Genomic DNA, 17,066 nt, shown 5'->3' with positions numbered 1-17,066 from the left:
CGCTTTGACGGGGCTGATCAGGAGGCTGCGCGTACTGCGGCTCCTGCCATGGCAGAAGTGCCCAGGTCACTCTTCTCCAGGGCCTGCCCGCCTTGGACCGCCTTGACCCATGCTTGGGTTGAGGCAACCGCAGCCCAGTTGGAGTTGAGCAACGCCATCAAGGTGGTGTGCACGGTCTTCGCGTCAGCGGTTCCTGCCTCATTGCTGAGGTTGATGGCACCGGTTGCATCTGAGAGGACTTCGGTGGCAAAACCAAGGAATTCTGCCTCGACGGCCGAGGCCAGGATGCAGTTGTTGGTCATGTAACCCACCAAGGTGACGGTGTCGACGTCGTGCTCGCGGAGCCAGGCAGCAACATCGGTGCCGGCGTACACCGAACCGTAACGCTTGACGACGTTCTTCCAGAAACCGGTCCTGCGGGCTTCCACCTCAGGGTGTAGCTCGTATTCAGCAGATCCCGGGGCGAAAACGGGCGCGCCTTCACCTTCGCTGTGCTGGATCGCTGCGATGGGAATGCCTGCGGCGGTTGCAGCATCGATCGCCTGGGTCATCATGGGCAGCGACTCCTGGTGGTGCGGGTACCGAATTTCCAGTGGCCCGCTGAAGTACTGCTGCTGGACGTCTACAAGGATCAGGGCGCGGCGGATTGTGCTCATGGTGTTCTCCGTAGGTGGTTGCTTGTGTTTGGATGTCCCTTCTCATCTTTGGGCCGAGTCCCTTTAGGCACCAGTGGCACGTATGCCTATATACGATTGATTCGGGCCAAAGGATTAGGGAGCACGGTGTGAGGATCGCGGTATATGCCTTCGACGGCATCACGATGTTTCACCTGGCCGTGCCGCAAATGGTGTTCGGCGAAGTGTCACGCCAGGGTTTGGCCGAGTGGACCACCGCCCTGTTCTCCCACCGGGCGGGCCCCGTCCAAACCGCTGAGGGGTACACGCTGGGGGAGGTTCAGGGACCCTCGACGGCGGAACGGGCCGACGTCGTGGTGGTGCCCTCGTGGTTCGACGACGAGCGCGAGCCCGGCGAGGCTTTCAGTAAGATCCTCCGACAAGCCCACGCCAGGGGTGCAACCATTGTGGGGTTGTGCCTGGGAGCCATACCCGTTGCAGATGCCGGCCTTCTGAATGGCCGTTCTGCCGTCACGCACTGGCAAGCGTTTGATTCCCTCGCTGTCCGGCACCCCGAGGTGTCCCTCGACCAAACAGTGCTCTACATTGATCACGGCGACGTCCTCACCTCTGCCGGTACGGCCTCCGGGCTCGATGCCTGCCTGCATGTGGTGAGGGGCCGCTTGGGGTCTGCGGCAGCAAACCAGGTGGCGCGAAGCCTGGTCATCGCTCCGCACCGCGAAGGCGGGCAGGCCCAGTACATCGAGCACCCCCTTCCGCCGCGAGCCGAAGGCGACCCCATGGCAAGGCTGCTTGAATGGGCCATGGGGCGACTGGCTGAACCCCTCAGTATTGACCGGCTCGCGGCCCAAGCCCACATGAGCCGGCGAACCTTTGTGCGCGCTTTCCGTGCCTCAACCGGGACGACGCCGTCTGCCTGGATACGTAGTCGCCGGCTTGATGCTGCCCGCCGACTCCTGGAAACCACCAACTTGTCAATCGATCAGGTTGCGGCCGACTGCGGCTTCGGCAGCGCAGTGACCCTCCGGCAAAACTTTGCCGGCACCTTCTCCACCTCGCCCACGGACTACAGACGCCGCTTCACCGCCTGACGGGATGCGGAACATCCCCACATTCACGGCAAAGATCACTCTATTCGGATGAGACGGGATGATTGCCGCGTGGTGCAGGGTGGAGTCAGTCCGTGGCCCGCGGGCAGTCCTGCGTACCTGCAGAGATGGAGACGGTTCTATGGCTGAGGCGAACCACGTCGATTACACGCTCCAGCTTGAGCCGGACAATGTTCTGTCATTGGCGTGGGCTCCGGGAGCCCGGATCGAAGCCGAGAATGCCCGGGCAGCCGTGGACGCGGTCAACGAGTTCGCTGCCGGCAATCGCTACCCTCTGCTGGTCAGAATGGCCAAAACGAGCCATCTGAGCCGGGCCGCGCGGGACGTCTTCGTAGAGCCCTGCGCGGCATCCAGGATCGCGTTGCTGGGCGAAAACGCGGTTGACCGCATGCTGGTGGATTATCAGCTGGCCGCCCAACCGGCACCCTGCCCCACCCGGTTCTTTTCCTCCGAGGCCGAAGCCATGGCGTGGCTCGTGGAACCGGAGCAGCAAACCGCTGATCGAAATGCCACGGCTCAGCATGCCATGGATCAGCGGAAGGGCGGTTCAGGTTCTTTGGGAGGAGCCGCACCATGACCCAACCGGCAGCAGCGAGAAGAAGCACCTCTGAAACGCCGTCACCCGTCCACCCAACCCCGCAGAACCGGATGGCAACCGAATCTGAGGCGCTCCTGGCCGCATCCTCCGCGGCGGTGGTGGCAGGCCTGGCAGCATTGCTGATCTTCTTTGGCCGGACGCCGCCCTTGTGGGGTGGCGTTTCCCTGGGCCTCATCTCCGCGGGTGCCATTCTGGTGCTCGGGATGGCTGCGGCGTACATTGGCTACTGGCGCTCGCGGTACCTTCCGGACCAGCACTGGCGGCTGGGCCTGCCTCCCTGGAAGTTCATCGTGGATGCGTCCACTGTTGCCTTGGTCCACGCGCTGATCGCAGCGATCGCCACCGTTGCCTCCTTCCTGTTGTTGCAACGCAGCTTCCAAGGCCTCACCGTGGACATCTATGCGGCGACAGTGGGGATGGCGGTGGCCTCCGGTCTTGCCGTCTACTGGATTTACCTTTCCGTGGCGGACATCAGCACCCGGAAACTGTCAGGGCTGCTGGTCCTGTTCATGGTCATGAGCATTGTGGCGAGCATGGCGACGTCGCAGGATCCCAAATGGTGGGAGTACCATTTCAGCCAGCTCGGCACACTGGGCGGGGCGTCCAGTGGCCTGTTCAACCTGTCGTTGATCGTTGCGGGCTTCTTCATCACCACGTTCGCCGTGTACCTGGACCGGGATCTGAAGTCGCTGATCGCGCGCGGTGTGCTGGTGCACCGGTGGAGTGCGGGCCTCTGCTCCGGCGCGTTCGTTGCCATGGGACTGCTGCTGGCCGGCGTAGGGGTTGTGCCGCTATCCGTCAGTTTCCTGATCCATACGCTGTTTGCTTCAGGTATGGCCGTGGTCTTCATTCTGCTGCTACTGGCCTCCCCGTTCATTCTGAGGGGGCTGCCGGGCCGCTTCTTCTTGGTGTGCGGGGGCTTTCTGGCCGCCCTGATCGTCTCGCTCGTGCTGTTCTTCCCGGTGGGCTATTTCAACCTGACCGCTTTTGAGCTGGTCGCTTTTGTGATCATCTACGGCTGGATCGCCGTGTTCATCCGTCTGCTGGACGCCCTCGCCACGGGTAGCAACTGATGTCGGCCGGAGAGGTGGGGGCAGAGCGGAGGGCCCTGGGGATTTCGTTGTGGGTGTCCGTTGGCTCGGCGGCCGGGGCCATCATGCTGGGGGTCCTCAGCGGGACAAGGATCATTGTGTTCGACGGTGCCTACATGGGGATCGGGTTGATACTTACAGCGATCTCCTTGAAAGCGTCGTCTGCGTCCGCAGGCGGACCCACACGTCGCTTCCCTTTCGGACGGGATGCCTTCACCCCGTTGGTGGTGCTCATCCAGGGCCTGGCGGTGGCCGGAACGCTGCTGGTCGCGGCAGGTGACGCTGTGGTAATCATTCGCGACGGCGGTTCTCCGGTCAGCGCCGCCATTATTGCTGTTTATGGGGTCATCACCGCGGCGATTGGGTTCGCGCTTGTCTGGTGGATGGGGCGGGCGGCACCTGATTCGGATCTGGTGGTTGCAGAAATTGCGCAGTGGCGCGCCGGGGCAATCCTGAGCGTCATGATGGTACTGGGTGCTGTGGTGGCGTTGGTCCTGCAGGGCCTTGGCCTGGACGATGTTGCCCTCTACGTTGATCCGGTCCTGGTGCTTGTTGCCTGCCTGATCCTGGCCTACATTCCCGTGGGACTGATCCGGACCGGTTTGAACGAACTCCTCGAAGGTGCACCGTCCAAGGAACTGGACGCAGCCATCACTGATGCAGTTCAGGCCGTGCGGCAATTCGGGCTGCAAAAACCGCTTATTCGATCCGGAAAAGTGGGGCGAAAGCTCTACGTGGAAGTAGATTTCGTGGTGGCGGGAACTGACTGGAACGTGGGCGAGGAAGATGCCGTCCGGCGGGCGGTTGTCAAAGCACTGGAGCCCCTCGGCCTTGATGTGTGGGCCTACGTTGCGCTGACGGCAGCCCCGGATCTCTTCGAATAATCACAGAGTCCTCGCCTGCTTCGAGTGATAACTCGATAACCTCTTTCCCCCGTCATTGAGGTATGCAAGTATCGGCCAATGGACCAATATCTGTGGGTGTTGAAGGAAGATCAACTGGATTTGATTCGGGAGTTGGAGCCGGCCAGGCTCGAACTCCTTGACGAGGACGGCCTGCTGAAGTTGCACAAACGGGTGCGGCGGGCCCGCAACAAATACACCACCAATTACCGGCGTAAAGCCGCTGACGAGGTCTTGGAGGCCGGCGGGCGCGGAGCTGCTTCCAACAAATCGGACAAAGCCAGGGCACGGGCCTTCGTGTTCGAGGAAGCCCTTTCGATCGTGAGCAACGAACTCGCCCGTGTAGCTCACGAAGCCGCCGAAGCCCTCAAGCATGAGCGCCTGGAACGCGCCAGTGCCGGGAAGTCAACGGGGCCGGATTCCGTGGGTGCCGGTGCCAGGTCAGGAACCGGTCCCGGACGGAGCCGGTCCCACCAGAAGACGACCGGCGGCGTGAAACGCGACGCCTCCAGCCGGTCCCAAGGAGCCCAGCGCCAAGCCAAGAAGGATGCGCGCTAAAGCCGGTCACCGGTTATCAGCAGCAAACGTACGACGGCGGGAGGTCGCCGTCGTACGTTTGCTGCGGTGCCGCTGCGGTGCCGCAGCGAATCAAAGCGGTGCAAGCTGACCGTCAGAGGAGCGTTGCCGTGACTTTTCCGTCTTGAACACGCACCGTGAAAACCCTGCTGCTTCCATCCGGCGAAGGCACCCGCACTCTGCGCTCAAGACCGTCGGGGGCCGCGAAGGCGTGGAATTCCACGTCTTGGCCCCAGTCGTAGTCGGGTCGGTTGGATACCGTGCCGATCGGAATGACAGCGGCCTCCCGTACCCACACCGCCGCGTCCATCACGGTGTACGCCTTGTGATGCCAGCGCGGACCGTTCAGGGTTTCTCCCGTCTGAAGATGCGTCCATGTGCCCTCGGGAAGATAGAAGGAAACCTCGCCGCCCGGATTCATGACCGGAGCAACCAGGAGATCCGGCCCCAGCATGTACTGCCGGTCCAAAGGTGCGCAGCCGGGGTCCTCCGGGAACTCCAGGAACATGGGGCGCATCAGCGGAATGCCTTGCGAATATGCTTCTTCTGCCGCCATCTGCAAATAGGGCATCAGACGCATTTTCTGCTCGGTGAAGTGTCGGAGAACCTCCACGGACTCCTCGTCCACCAGCCAGGGAACGCGGTAGGAATTGGAGCCATGGAGTCGCGAATGGGAGGAAAGGAGTCCGAAAGCGATCCAGCGTTTGAAGATTTCCGGTTCAGGCGTCCCCTCGAAGCCTCCAATGTCGTGGCTCCAGAACGAAAATCCGGAGGCCGCAAGGGAAAGGCCGCCGCGCAACGACTCTGCCATGGCCGCAAACGTAGATTCGCAATCTCCGCCCCAGTGCACCGGCATGGTCTGGCCGCCGGCAGTTGCGGAACGGGCGAACACTACGGCTTCACCTTCGCCCAGTTCTTTCTTCAGCAGATCAAAGACCGCGCGGTTGTACAGCTGGGAGTAGTAGTTGTGCATCTTCTGCGGATCAGAGCCGTCGTGCCAGGCAACATCGGTGGGAATGCGCTCGCCGAAGTCCGTTTTGAAGGAGTCAACCCCCTGGTCCAGCAGCACCCGCAGCTTGTCCTGATACCAGCGCACCGCATCGGCGTTGGTGAAGTCCACAAGACCCATGCCCGCCTGCCACATGTCCCACTGCCACACCGAACCATCCGGACGCCTCACCAGGTAGCCCAGATCGGCACCCTCACGGAAGAGATGTGAACGTTGGGCGATGTAGGGGTTGATCCACACACAGACCTTGAGTCCACGATCATGCAGGCGTTGAAGCATTCCCTCAGGGTCAGGGAACGTGGCCGGATCCCAGATGAAGTCGCTCCAATGGAAGGAACGCATCCAATGGCAGTCAAAGTGGAACACCGATAACGGAAGTTTCCGCTGCGCCATTCCGTCAATGAACGAGGTCACTGTTTTCTCGTCATAGTCCGTGGTGAATGACGTGGACAGCCACAAACCGTAGGACCATGCCGGGATTCGGGACGGCCGGCCCGTCAGTTCGGTGTACCGGCGGATGATGTCCTTGGGGGAGGGCCCATGGATGATGTAGTAGTGCAGCCTCTGGCCCTCCACGCTGAACTGGGTCCTGGAGACCACCTCCGAGCCAACTTCGAACGAAACCAACTCCGGGTGGTTCACGAACACGCCATAGCCGTCATTGGTCATGAAGAATGGGACGTTCTTGTAGGCAAGATCGCTGGACGTTCCGCCATCCTCATTCCAGATATCCACGGATTGACCGTTCTTGACGAAGGCGCCGAAGCGCTCGCCCAATCCATAAATGTTGGTCCCAACACCCAGACTGAGTTGCTCATGGACGAAGGTCCGCCCCTGATCGTCCGTAATGACCCCTACACTTCTGGGCGTGGAACTGGTCAGTAAGCGGCCGTCGCCGAAGAAATCGACGCCCCAGTCCCCACGGGTGTTGATTGTGGCCGTGAGGCCTCCCGAGGTGATGTGCGCGGAGTCTTCATCGACCCGGAAGGTTGGTGCGGCGCCGTCGTGCTTGACCTCGAACCTGGGCCCCTTGTCCAAACCGCCTTGGAAATGCTCAATGGTCACCCCGATCACGTCGGGCATCGGGGCGTCGAAAGTGACGGTGATCTGGGGAAGGTTCAACGCGTCCCCGCGGGTGGCGATGCGCTTGGTAGGGGCGTAAACCGTCAAGGCATCTTCATTGACCACCACATCAGAGACGTCTTGCGGGCGCAGGGCGGAAAAGCCCTTGCGGTAGAGCCAATATCCGTCAGTGAATTTCATGGTGACTCAGTTTCCGTTCTTTTGTGGCGAGTGCGGGTTTTGGGTAGTCGGGCCGCATTTCAGGACCAGGACTCCGTAGGGAGGAAGCGTCAGTTCCGCCTCGTGGCTGGTGCCTGTGAGCATGTCTATGGAGGGTCCGTTGGCTCTCATGTGCTGGTTGAGTTCTATGTGGCGGCTCCCGTCCCCATGGTTGAGCAGGAAAAGGTAGTCGCCGCGCTGGACGAGTTCGACGTCGGCCGGCAGTTTCCCGGCCACCACAGAGGCGATTCCTGCATCCCGTAGCGCGCCCTCGACCACCACATCCACGGCGTCCTCGGGCAGGTCGGCTCCGGCATACCAGCTCCACCCCTTGCCGTGGTTGTTACGCACCACCGCCGGCTGGCCGGACAATGGGCCGGCGGCGAAGGACGCCACGGGTGAGGCGCTGCCTGAGTGGATGCGGAGGTCCTCGGACCAGCTGAGCGCCTCTGCGTCCATCGCGACGCCCTGGCCGAATGCCAGGCGCACCGGGCTGGCTAACGGGCGCCACTCTTCCCCTGTCACTCCCAGCAGGTCCGCGAGCACTGCCGGGTGGCGGCCGTTCCGAAGATGGCCGTTGGCATTGGCCACTCCACTAAAGGGACCTACGACGGCGGTGCCCCCCGCGCGTACCCACGCGTCCAGTGCTTCAGCGTCCTTTTCGGTCAGCAGGAACAGGCTCGGTGCCAGCACCAGATCGTAACGTCCCAGGCGGCTTGAGGGGTGGACGACTTCCACGCAGTGCCCGCGCCGGAGCAGGGGCCGGTAATACGCGAGCATCTGGTCCATGACACCCAGCCGGTTGCTGGGGCGGTCCGGTGATTCCGAAGCCCACCAACTGTCCCAGTCGAACAAGACTGCAATCCGGGCGTGAGCAGGGGTGCCTGCCAGAAGGCGAAGCTCTTGAATGTCTGAACCCAGGGTACAAACTTCGTGGAACACCCTGGTGTCTGCTCCCGCAAGGGGAACCATGGCGGAGTGGAAGCGTTCGGCTCCGAAGGCGGACTGGCGGAATTGGAAGTAGCACACGGCATCGGAGCCCCGTGCGACAGCTGCCAGTGAGTCCACGCGGAGGGCGCCCGGGTCCTTGGGCACGTTGTGACCGCGCCAACTGACCGCCGAGGTTGCCGACTCCATCAGCATCCACGGCGCACCCCCGGCCAGGCCCCGGCAAAGATCGTGGGTGAGCGCTGCGGTTTCCCAAGATTGCGGCTCTGCCGGATCAACGTAGTGGTTGTTGCCAATGAAGTCTGCTTCCTGCGCAAAACGAAAGTAGTCAGCACCCCGGAAGAAGCCCATCAGGTTGGTGGTGACCGGCTGCTCGGCATGGTTTCGGATCACATCACGTTCCGCCACGAACAACTCGAGGAGAGCCTCTGAGGTGAACCGGTGGAAGTCGAGGACCTGGGTGGGATTATGCATGTACGGCGCGGCACGCGGCGGAAGGATCTCTTCCCAACTGCCGTAGCCCTGACTCCAGAAAGCCGTCCCCCACGCCGAGTTGACGGCGTCGAGGGATCCGTAGCGGCGCAGCAGCCATGACCTGAACGCCACGGCCGTTTCGTCGTCGTAACTGATTTGACCCAGCTCGTTGCCTACATGCCACATGGCGACGGCTGGGTGGGCCGCATAGCGCGCGGCGAGCCGGGAGGTGACGGCCAACGCCGCTGCACGGTATGCGGAGGATGACGGCGAAAACTGGTTCCTGGAGCCGTACCAGAGCGTGGTGCCGTCCGCGGCGGTGGGGAGCGAATCAGGGTGTTGGTGGCCCAGCCATGGGGGCGGGGAAGCGGTGGGTGTTGCCAGGCAAACACGGATTCCGTTGTCAGCCAGCAAGTCCAGGAGACGGTCCAGCCAGCCGAAGTTCCACTGCCCTTCTTCGGGCTGGAGCCGGGCCCAGCTGAACACCCCAACGGTCACTATGTTGATGCCTGCCCGCTTCATGAGGGCTATGTCTTCCGGCCAGGTCTCTTCCGGCCATTGTTCGGGGTTGTAGTCCGCGCCGAAGAGCAGGCCGGTCCCATCAGTCACGTTTTTCAGGCCGTGGCTACGGAGTTGCATTGTTTTCCTTGGTTAAATGGTGGCTATGGATAATCGAAGGGCTTCAACAAGTGCGACCATCACCGATGTCGCCCGGGAGGCCGGGGTATCCACCAGCACGGTGTCTTATGTGATGAGTGGTAAGCGGACTATTTCGAAAGAAACACGCGACGTCGTTGAGGCCGCCATGGCGCGGTTGAATTACAGTCCCCGGTCCAGCGCCCGGGCCTTGGCCTCAAGCCGGTCCAACGTTTTGGGGTTGGTGGTTCCGCTCCGGCCGGACGTGAACGTTGGCGTGGTGATGCAGTTCGTGACCGCCGTGGTAACCACTGCCCGGACCTTCAACCAGGATGTCCTGCTGTTGACGCAGGACGACCCCGGAAGCATCGAACGAGTCACTTCGCAATCGATGGTGGACGGGTTGTTGATGATGGACATCGAAGCCCGCGATCCCCGTATTCCCGTCCTGGCCCGTTTGCAGAAGCCAGCGGTCCTGATCGGCATGCCGGACGAGCCGCGGGGGCTGAGCTGTGTGGACTTCGATTTCTCGGGCGCATCCCGGCTGGCGGTCCGCCATCTCTGGGACCTGGGGCACCGAAGCATCGCGTTCATCGGCTCACCGCCTGCCTCCCTGAAACGCCACGCCACGTATGCAGACCGCGCCTTGCAGGGGTTCACCGACGCCGCAAACAGTTTTGGCGCCACCGGCCGGGCCGTGGCATGTGAGGCGGATTCCCCGCAGCTGGCAGAGTCCCTGGACGCCATCTTCACCGGAAAACATCCGGCCACTGCGCTGGTGGTGCACAACGAGGCCCTGCTTCCCATGCTCCGGGAAGAGCTTTCACTCCGGGGCCTGGCCATTCCCAAGGACATCTCAGTGGTTGTCATTGCGCCGGCAGATGTAGCCAAAGCGGCAGCCCGCCCGTGGACCGCCGTATCCATTCCGGCCATGGACATTGGGCGGTCCGCAGTGGAAATGGTGATGGATCGGCTGAGCCGTGACAAGCCCGCAGAACTGAGGCTTATTGCGCCATCCTTGACGCCGGGCGAGACAACGGCCGAAGCTCCCTGAACCCCAGTCATCCCTTGACCGCACCGATCATGACGCCCTTGGTGAAGTGCTTCTGAACAAACGGATAAACAAGCAGGATCGGCACCATGGCCAGCACAATGACGGCCATTTGAAGTGCCGGCGAAGCAGCTGCGCCCTGTCCCACGTCGATCTGCCCAGGCACCGTCACGCCCTGAAGGACGTAGGAACGCAGCACCACCTGGAGCGGATTCATGGCGCTGTCGTTGATGTAGAGGACGGCGTTGAAGAAAGCGTTCCAATAGCCAACCCCATAGAAGAGGGCAATGACGGCGGTGACAGCTTTGGACATGGGCAGCACAATCTGCGTGAGCGTCCGCCAGTCGCTGGCGCCGTCCATGCGCGCGCTGTCCAGGATGCCGCGGTCAATGCCCATGAAGAACCCGCGGAGGATGATGATGTTGAAAACGGAGATACAGCTGGGCAGGATCAGCGCCCAGTATGTGTTGATCAGGCCCAGGCTGGACACCAGCAGATAGGCCGGAATGATTCCCGCGCTGAAGAACATGGTGATCAGCAGCGTGAACAGGATGGGTGTGTGTGCGAACGAGCCCGGACGCGACAACCCATAGGCGCACAGCACCGAAACCACCATGCTCAATGCCGTTCCCGTCGCTGTGACGCCCACACTGACCAGGACGGCCCTGGTGACCACCCCGCCGCTGAGGATCTGTTGATACGCGGCAAAGGTGATTTCCCCCGGGATCAACACCAAACCACCGGCTTGCGTGATGGTGGCCTGGGAAGAAACGCTGGTCAGCACAATGGTGTACAGGGGCCCCAGCACGGCCAGGACCACAGCGCCGAGGATCAGGAACTTCCCGGCCTTCGCCACTACGCCGGGTTCCTCCTCCCAGGCTGCGCGTTGGGAGGTGCTGTCCGGTTTTCTGGTATTTCTGACCAGGATGCTCATTTTGAATACACACCGCTCTCGCCAAATATGTGGGCGACTTTGTTTGCCGCAAGGATCAGGGCCAGGCTGATAACGCCTTTGATGAGGCCGGCCGCGGCTGCATAACTCCAATCGCCGTTCTGCACGCCGGTGTAGTAGACGAACGTGTCCAGTACCTCCGCTGCTTCGGCACCTACGGCGTCCCGTTGAAGGATGAGCTGCTCAAAGCCCACGGACAGGGAATCTCCCAGCCTCAGGATCAACAGCAGGACGATCACGCTTCGGAGCCCCGGCAGGGTGACGTGCCACATGCGCTTCCACGGGCCGGCGCCGTCCACTGCAGCCGCCTCGTATTGGGCGGGATCAATGGCGCTCAGCGCAGCGAGGAACACGATGATGCCCCACCCGGCGTCCTTCCAGATGGCTTGGGAGGTGATCAGGAAGAGAAAGGTATCCGGGTTGGTCATGACGTCAACGGCCTCCCAGCCGTTGGCGCGCAGGGACTGGTTCAACAGGCCGGCGCCGCCGAAGATTTGCTGGAATACCGAGACCACCAAAACCCACGAGAAGAAGTGTGGCAGGTACACCACGGCCTGGATGGCTGCGCGCAGCCTGGGGTTGATCAGCGAATTCAGCAGAATGGCCAGAGCGATGGGAATGGGAAAGAAGAAGACCAGCTGAAAGGCAGTGATGACCAGGGTGTTTTTGACGGCCATCCAGAAATCGGGATCGCCAAAGACCCTGGAGAAGTTATCCAGGCCAACCCATGGGCTGTCGGCGAAGCCTATGAAGGGGGAGTAATCCTGGAACGCCACCACGTTACCGAGCATGGGGAGGTAGGCGAATACGGCCAATAGGAGGACCGCGGGCAAGGCCATGAACACCAAGGACCGGTCGCGCTTGAATCGGGCCAGCCTGCCGGCCCGGGGTCGTCCGGACACCTGCTCCTGGAGGCGCTTTCCGGCCCGTGATTTCTTGTCGGTCTGTGATTTCTTGCCGGTCTGGGGTTCCCTGGCTGACCCGCTGCTGTGGGCTGCCGTTTTATCGCCTCCCGCTGAGGGCGAGGGTTTTTCGGTTTCGATAGTCATGGAGTGCCGTCCTAGGCCAGGAAGCCGGCGTAGAAGTCGCGCAGTTCGTCTCCACCCTTGCTCCGCCAGGAGGCCACTTCGCTGTCCAGGTCCTTAATGCTCTTGCGGCCCCGGACGATGTCTTTGGCGAGGTCGTTGAAGGGCTTACCCAATGAGGCGAACTTGGTGGGTTCCTCAATCTGCATACCGAAGAAAGCATCCTCCGTCACATGGGGTGCCTGGCGGGCCTCCCATCCGGACTGGGCTTCTACGAGTCCCGGGTACTGGACCATGGAATTGACGATCGGGCCCGCCACAAGGAAGGCGTAAGTACTGGTAACTTCCTGGCTTCCCTTTTCAGTCATTTTGGGGATGCCCTGGGAGTCCTTGGTGTAGTGCACGCCTTCCACGCCGCTGGTGATCAGCCGGTTTTCCTGTGTTCCAAAGGGGGCAGCAATGAAGTTGGCCAATGCGAGCAGCTCCTCCACCTTGGCGGGGTCATCGGTTTTCTTGATGAAGCTGAAGATTGCTGCCGGCTGGGCACGGAACAGGGTGGGCGCCCCGCCGTCGGGTGCGAAGTAGTCCATGGGGAGCATTTTGAAACCCGGGTTGGAGGGCAGGACCCGGGCCAGTGCTTCGTGCCAGCCACCTACGCCGTCCGATGCCATGAGCGATGCGCCGGACTCGAAGCGCTGCTTGGATTGCTGGGCGTTGCCGGCCACGGCGTCCGGGTGCACCGAACCGTCCGCGAAGAGCTTGGCAGTCCACTCCAACGCAGCGCGGTATTCGTCCGTTTCGAATTTGTTCTGGAGCTTTCCGTCCACTTGCTTCCATTTGGGAACCACTCCGTGAATGATCTGGGCGCCGTTCCACACGTCCTCCGAACCCCAGCGGTTCTTGGCTGGATCCGTCAGCTGCTTGGCCACCTTGAGGTAGTCGTCGGCAGACTTTGGCGGTTCCACTCCCAGCTGCTCGAAGATGTCTGCCCGGTAGAAGATGGCATCGGAGATCAGGGCGCCGGGGTAGGGAAGTCCGTAGAGGCCGCCATCGAAGCAGCCCAGTTTCCACGAGGCAGTGGGGATGTTGGCAAGGCTGGGGTATTTCTTCACTTTGTCCCCGGCCAGGAACTCTGACAGGTCGGTGAAGATGCCCTTGGCCGCCTGACCGAATCGCGGCGGCAGGTTCCAGGAGGGTATGACTACCCAATCCGGGACGTCCTTGGGCGAGGCGAGGACGGTTTGAATCTTGTCTGCATAACTATTGCCGTCGTTGACCTGGAAGTTGATGGTGGTTCCGAGCTCGGCATTCACGGCTTTGTAGTAGCTGTTCTCCGGCAGGGACGGCGGGATTGCCCACCATGCAGGTGTCATGGCTGTATAGGTGCCTCCCTTGCCGGGCGTGTCCTTCACGGACTTAACCAGGGTGGCCGGGAGCGTGGTAAATCCGGGGGTGGATCCCTTGACTGAGGGAATGTCCGGCTTCACCAGATCCAGCGGAATGTAGCTCGGGACCAGTTTGGCAACTGCCTCGGCCAGACCACCGGAAGTTGTGGCAAGGGGTGCGGACGCTCCCGGGCTGCAGGCTGTGAGGGCTGACGGTGCAGCTGCCAGAAATACCGCACCGCCAAGGACGCCCAGGAAGGACCGGCGGTTGACGTTGATTGCCCCCGTTCCGCGAGGTGGTGCTTCCGAGCGTTTTTCCCGGAAAGTCTTAAACGGCGGCGTGTTGGAACCAAGCATGAAACACTCCTTTGTGATGAATTCATTGCAAGAACTGTCGAAACGCTTCGATTGCGTCCACCCTAGGCTATTCGCTGACTTTGACGCAATGGTTTGGGTGTTGCACATCACAGTGAGCTGATGGAACACTGAAGTTCGACGCCCATTCGTAGAAGCGATTCAACAGTCAATGACAGGACACTCTTCGTGACTAAAAGCCATGTCCAGGCAGCGCAACACCTGCTCCGCCTCCTGACGCTGGAGCAAAAGATCGCCATGCTCCATCAGCATGCCCCCGCGGTTCCCGAGCTTGCCCTGGCACCTTTCAGGACAGGCACCGAAGCTGCCCATGGTGTGGCGTGGCTTGGACCGGCAACCGTCTTCCCACAGCCCGTAGGGTTGGCCGCAACATGGGACGAGGACCTCATCACCCGGGTGGGCGAAGCCATAGGACGCGAGGTCAAGGCAAAAAAGGAAATGGACCCCAGCGTCAGCCTCAACGTGTGGGCCCCCGTGGTCAACCCGCTGCGACACCCGCTATGGGGGAGGAACGAGGAAGGCTTTTCCGAGGACCCGCACCTGACTGCCCAGTTTGCCAGCGCCTTTTGCGCAGGACTCAAAGGAGCCGATGCCGGGACCTGGTTGACGGTGCCCACCTTGAAGCATTTCCTTGGCTATAACAACGAGCACGATCGCAGCCTCACCTCCAGCAACCTCAGCGACAGGGTCCTGCACGAATACGAGTTGCCGGCGTATCGGCAACCCATTGAGGACGGCGTAGCTGGAGCGGTAATGCTCTCCTATAACCTGGTCAACGGACGCCCGGCCCACGTCTCGGACCTGGTCAACAAGCATCTGCGGACATGGACCAACGGCGGCTCGGTGGTTGTGGTGAGTGACGCCGGTGCGCCCTCCGCACTCTTCCGCGCCGAGAAGTACTTTTCCGACGGCGCGTCCGCCTACGCTGCCGCGCTCAAGGCAGGGGTGGATAACTTCACTGACGACGGCGACAACCCGGGCCCGTCAGTGTCTTACCTTGAGGACGCCTTGGAACGGGGCCTGCTGACGGTGGATGACCTTGACCGAAGCGTGCTCAGGCTCCTCACGCTCCGCGCCAGGACGGGAGAATTCGACGACCATCACGGCTCTTCGACCAGCGCAGGGGAGAGCGATGCGGCTGCGACCGTGGCTCTGGCCCGCGAAGCTGCCGGGAAGTCCTTGGTCTTGCTGCGTAATCAGCCGGGTCCCCACCTGCTCCCGCTGGGGAACAACCCTGGGTCCATTGCCGTCATTGGAACTTTGGGCCAGCGCGTCCTGAGTGACTGGTACAGCGGCACCTTGCAGAACGAGTGCGGCATTGCAGAGGCTCTTTCCCGGCGGTACCAGGACGTCACAGCGGAGGACGGCCTGGACGTTATCGCCCTGCGAAGCGTCCGTACAGGCGCCTACCTGGGGCTGCCGTCGCCGTCGGAAACCACCGACGACGACGGCGGCGTCCTGGTCGCGGACACAACCTCACCAGCTGTTGGGGAACACTTCACGCTGAAGGACTGGGGGAGCGGCGAGTTCAGTCTTCAGTCAAGTTTGACCGGGCGTTTTGTCGCAGCCGGCACCGACAACTACCTCAGGGCTTCGGCGGATCGAATCGGAGGGTGGGTGGTGCAGGAAACCTTCCGCCTGGTGCATTCCCACGACGGAACCGTTGCCATCCAGCACGTTGCCTCCTCCCAATGGGTGCGCGTCGAGTCAGGGACAGGGAGTTTGGTGCTGGCCTCCGGGGTGGAAGCCGCCGCTGATCGCTTTGTGGTCAGAACCATCAAATCCGGGCACCATGCAGCGCATGCTGCGGCCGCTTCATCAGATGTGGCAGTGGTAGTAGTAGGCAACGATCCCCACCTTGGCGGGAGGGAAACCCAGGATCGGGAATCCTTGGACCTGCCGCAGTCCGAGCAGGAACTCGTCAGGATCGTGCAGGATGCGAATCCCAAAACCATCCTGCTTGTTGTCTCCTCTCATCCCTATGCACTGGGTGATTTGGCCGATCTCCCCGCTATCGCCTGGACATCGCACGGGGGCCAGGAACTGGGTCCGGGGGTGGTGGACGTGCTCAGCGGAGACGCCGAACCCACGGGACGCCTCCCGCAAACGTGGTTCGCCCGGGACCGGGACCTGCCGGACATTCTTGACTACGACATCATCGGATCCGAATCCACGTACCTGTACACGCGTGCGGAGCCGCTCTATCCGCTGGGTCATGGCCTCAGCTATGGAGATGTCCAGTACACGAATGCCGTTGTCAGCAGCGACCCTGCCAGCAAAACCATCGGCGTGGACGTCACCCTCACCAACCAGGGAGATCGGGTGGCCCACGAGTTGGTGCAGGCCTACGCCTCAGCTCCCACCCATCAGGACCACTTTCCGCGGCGGCTTTTAGTTGCCCACCGGCGGGTTGAACTGGCTCCAGGCGCTCGCATAACGGCCACCCTGCGCATCCCTGTGGAACGGTTGGCCACGTTCAGTACCGTCGCGGAGGCCATGGTGGTGGAACCCGGGGAGTACCGGATCCTGGTGGGCTCTTCCGCCCAGAGGCTGCCAGTGAGCGTGGCCATTCAGGTCCCGGATCGCGGACAGCGTTCCCGGCGGATAGCAGGGACGTGGGTGCCGGCGCGGCTTTACGACACGAAATCAAACATTGACCTGGTGCCCTCTCAGCCCCTCTCGGGTACAGCGATCACTCCAGCAGATCCCTTCGAACCTGCATGGGCGGTTTACCGCAAGTGGGACGGCCTGCCAATAACTGCAGTCAACTGTGAGGTCTTGTCCGCCAGGACAGGGAAGGGCTTTGGTGACTGCAGCATCATGCTGCAGACCTCCGGGCCAGCCGACACCTGGCTCGATCTTGGCCAGTGCCAACTGAAGGAGGGTTACAGCGGCGAGGTTGGAATCGACGTCGACCCCTCCGTTCTCCCGGCTTGGACCGCGAGCGGGACGCTTCGGCTGGTACTCAAAGGGGCCATAACCGTCCAGCAGTTACAGGTAACCTAAGCGCCGGGTGGAT

Annotated in this window: 13 protein-coding genes; 7 read left to right on the top strand and 6 right to left on the bottom strand. The window is 62.0% G+C overall.

Annotated features, from left to right (window positions below; translation table 11 throughout):
- Positions 1-17: 17 nt before the first annotated feature.
- Entirely contained in the window at positions 18-656 is a 639-nt protein-coding gene (locus tag HAV21_RS16825) for an isochorismatase family protein (protein WP_142937511.1), read from the bottom strand.
- Positions 657-784: 128 nt separating this feature from the next.
- Between HAV21_RS16825 and HAV21_RS16820 the strand changes: the two genes are divergently transcribed.
- From HAV21_RS16820 to HAV21_RS16800, 5 genes are all read left to right on the top strand, one after another.
- Complete coding sequence (locus tag HAV21_RS16820) at positions 785-1,726, top strand: helix-turn-helix domain-containing protein (protein WP_250821432.1); 942 nt, start codon at positions 785-787, stop codon at positions 1,724-1,726.
- Positions 1,727-1,865: 139 nt separating this feature from the next.
- Entirely contained in the window at positions 1,866-2,321 is a 456-nt protein-coding gene (locus HAV21_RS16815; protein ID WP_223941192.1) for an STAS/SEC14 domain-containing protein, read from the top strand.
- Positions 2,318-3,415 (top strand): DUF998 domain-containing protein, encoded by a 1,098-nt coding sequence (locus tag HAV21_RS16810; RefSeq protein ID WP_166842525.1) that lies wholly within the window; start codon positions 2,318-2,320, stop codon positions 3,413-3,415. The genes HAV21_RS16815 and HAV21_RS16810 overlap by 4 nt, the downstream gene beginning before the upstream one ends.
- Complete coding sequence (locus HAV21_RS16805; protein ID WP_166842524.1) at positions 3,415-4,317, top strand: cation transporter; 903 nt, start codon at positions 3,415-3,417, stop codon at positions 4,315-4,317. Before HAV21_RS16810 ends, HAV21_RS16805 begins: the two co-directional genes overlap by 1 nt.
- A 78-nt stretch (positions 4,318-4,395) precedes the next feature.
- Positions 4,396-4,893, top strand: coding sequence for a hypothetical protein (locus HAV21_RS16800; RefSeq protein ID WP_142937515.1), 498 nt, complete (start codon positions 4,396-4,398; stop codon positions 4,891-4,893).
- 112 nt (positions 4,894-5,005) lie between these two features.
- Here the strand turns inward: HAV21_RS16800 and yicI are convergent, their stop codons facing one another.
- The gene (gene yicI / locus HAV21_RS16795; protein WP_166842523.1) at positions 5,006-7,183 is read right to left on the bottom strand and encodes an alpha-xylosidase; all 2,178 of its coding nucleotides are present in this window, start codon (positions 7,181-7,183) and stop codon (positions 5,006-5,008) included.
- Positions 7,184-7,189: 6 nt separating this feature from the next.
- Entirely contained in the window at positions 7,190-9,262 is a 2,073-nt protein-coding gene (locus HAV21_RS16790; protein ID WP_166842522.1) for a beta-galactosidase, read from the bottom strand.
- 25 nt (positions 9,263-9,287) lie between these two features.
- Here HAV21_RS16790 and HAV21_RS16785 point away from each other — a divergent pair, with 25 nt between their 5' ends.
- Positions 9,288-10,313, top strand: coding sequence for a LacI family DNA-binding transcriptional regulator (locus HAV21_RS16785; protein ID WP_142937518.1), 1,026 nt, complete (start codon positions 9,288-9,290; stop codon positions 10,311-10,313).
- A gap of 7 nt (positions 10,314-10,320) precedes the next feature.
- Here the strand turns inward: HAV21_RS16785 and HAV21_RS16780 are convergent, their stop codons facing one another.
- Genes HAV21_RS16780 through HAV21_RS16770 form a run of 3 tightly spaced genes read right to left on the bottom strand, consistent with a single transcriptional unit; the run spans position 10,321 to position 14,029 of the window.
- Positions 10,321-11,244 carry a carbohydrate ABC transporter permease gene (locus tag HAV21_RS16780; RefSeq protein WP_166842521.1) on the bottom strand — a complete coding sequence of 308 codons (924 nt, stop codon included), beginning with the start codon at positions 11,242-11,244 and terminating at the stop codon, positions 10,321-10,323.
- Positions 11,241-12,311: an ABC transporter permease subunit gene (locus HAV21_RS16775; RefSeq protein ID WP_166842520.1), complete on the bottom strand. Its 1,071-nt coding sequence runs from the start codon at positions 12,309-12,311 to the stop codon at positions 11,241-11,243. The genes HAV21_RS16780 and HAV21_RS16775 overlap by 4 nt, the downstream gene beginning before the upstream one ends.
- Positions 12,312-12,322: 11 nt before the next feature.
- The gene (locus tag HAV21_RS16770; RefSeq protein ID WP_166842519.1) at positions 12,323-14,029 is read right to left on the bottom strand and encodes an extracellular solute-binding protein; all 1,707 of its coding nucleotides are present in this window, start codon (positions 14,027-14,029) and stop codon (positions 12,323-12,325) included.
- Positions 14,030-14,215: 186 nt separating this feature from the next.
- On the opposite strand from HAV21_RS16770, the gene HAV21_RS16765 reads away from it, so the two are divergent.
- Positions 14,216-17,053, top strand: a complete 2,838-nt coding sequence (locus tag HAV21_RS16765; RefSeq protein ID WP_347877668.1) for a glycoside hydrolase family 3 C-terminal domain-containing protein — start codon at positions 14,216-14,218, stop codon at positions 17,051-17,053.
- Positions 17,054-17,066: the final 13 nt, after the last annotated feature.

The organism is Paenarthrobacter sp. MSM-2-10-13, assembly GCF_011605365.1.
GTDB lineage: Bacteria > Actinomycetota > Actinomycetes > Actinomycetales > Micrococcaceae > Arthrobacter.
Note: the sequence above shows the minus strand (reverse complement) of the source record. Positions and strands in the feature narration are given on the sequence as shown.

Bases quoted from the DNA above. Each gene is read 5' to 3' on its own strand.
- HAV21_RS16825 (WP_142937511.1), bottom strand. From the start codon at position 656: ATGAGCACAATCCGCCGCGCCCTGATCCTTGTAGACGTCCAGCAGCAG.
- HAV21_RS16815 (WP_223941192.1), top strand. From the start codon at position 1,866: ATGGCTGAGGCGAACCACGTCGATTACACGCTCCAGCTTGAGCCGGAC.
- HAV21_RS16810 (WP_166842525.1), top strand. From the start codon at position 2,318: ATGACCCAACCGGCAGCAGCGAGAAGAAGCACCTCTGAAACGCCGTCA.
- HAV21_RS16805 (WP_166842524.1), top strand. From the start codon at position 3,415: ATGTCGGCCGGAGAGGTGGGGGCAGAGCGGAGGGCCCTGGGGATTTCG.
- HAV21_RS16800 (WP_142937515.1), top strand. From the start codon at position 4,396: ATGGACCAATATCTGTGGGTGTTGAAGGAAGATCAACTGGATTTGATT.
- yicI (WP_166842523.1), bottom strand. From the start codon at position 7,183: ATGAAATTCACTGACGGATATTGGCTCTACCGCAAGGGCTTTTCCGCC.
- HAV21_RS16790 (WP_166842522.1), bottom strand. From the start codon at position 9,262: ATGCAACTCCGTAGCCACGGCCTGAAAAACGTGACTGATGGGACCGGC.
- HAV21_RS16785 (WP_142937518.1), top strand. From the start codon at position 9,288: ATGGATAATCGAAGGGCTTCAACAAGTGCGACCATCACCGATGTCGCC.
- HAV21_RS16780 (WP_166842521.1), bottom strand. From the start codon at position 11,244: ATGAGCATCCTGGTCAGAAATACCAGAAAACCGGACAGCACCTCCCAA.
- HAV21_RS16775 (WP_166842520.1), bottom strand. From the start codon at position 12,311: ATGACTATCGAAACCGAAAAACCCTCGCCCTCAGCGGGAGGCGATAAA.
- HAV21_RS16770 (WP_166842519.1), bottom strand. From the start codon at position 14,029: ATGCTTGGTTCCAACACGCCGCCGTTTAAGACTTTCCGGGAAAAACGC.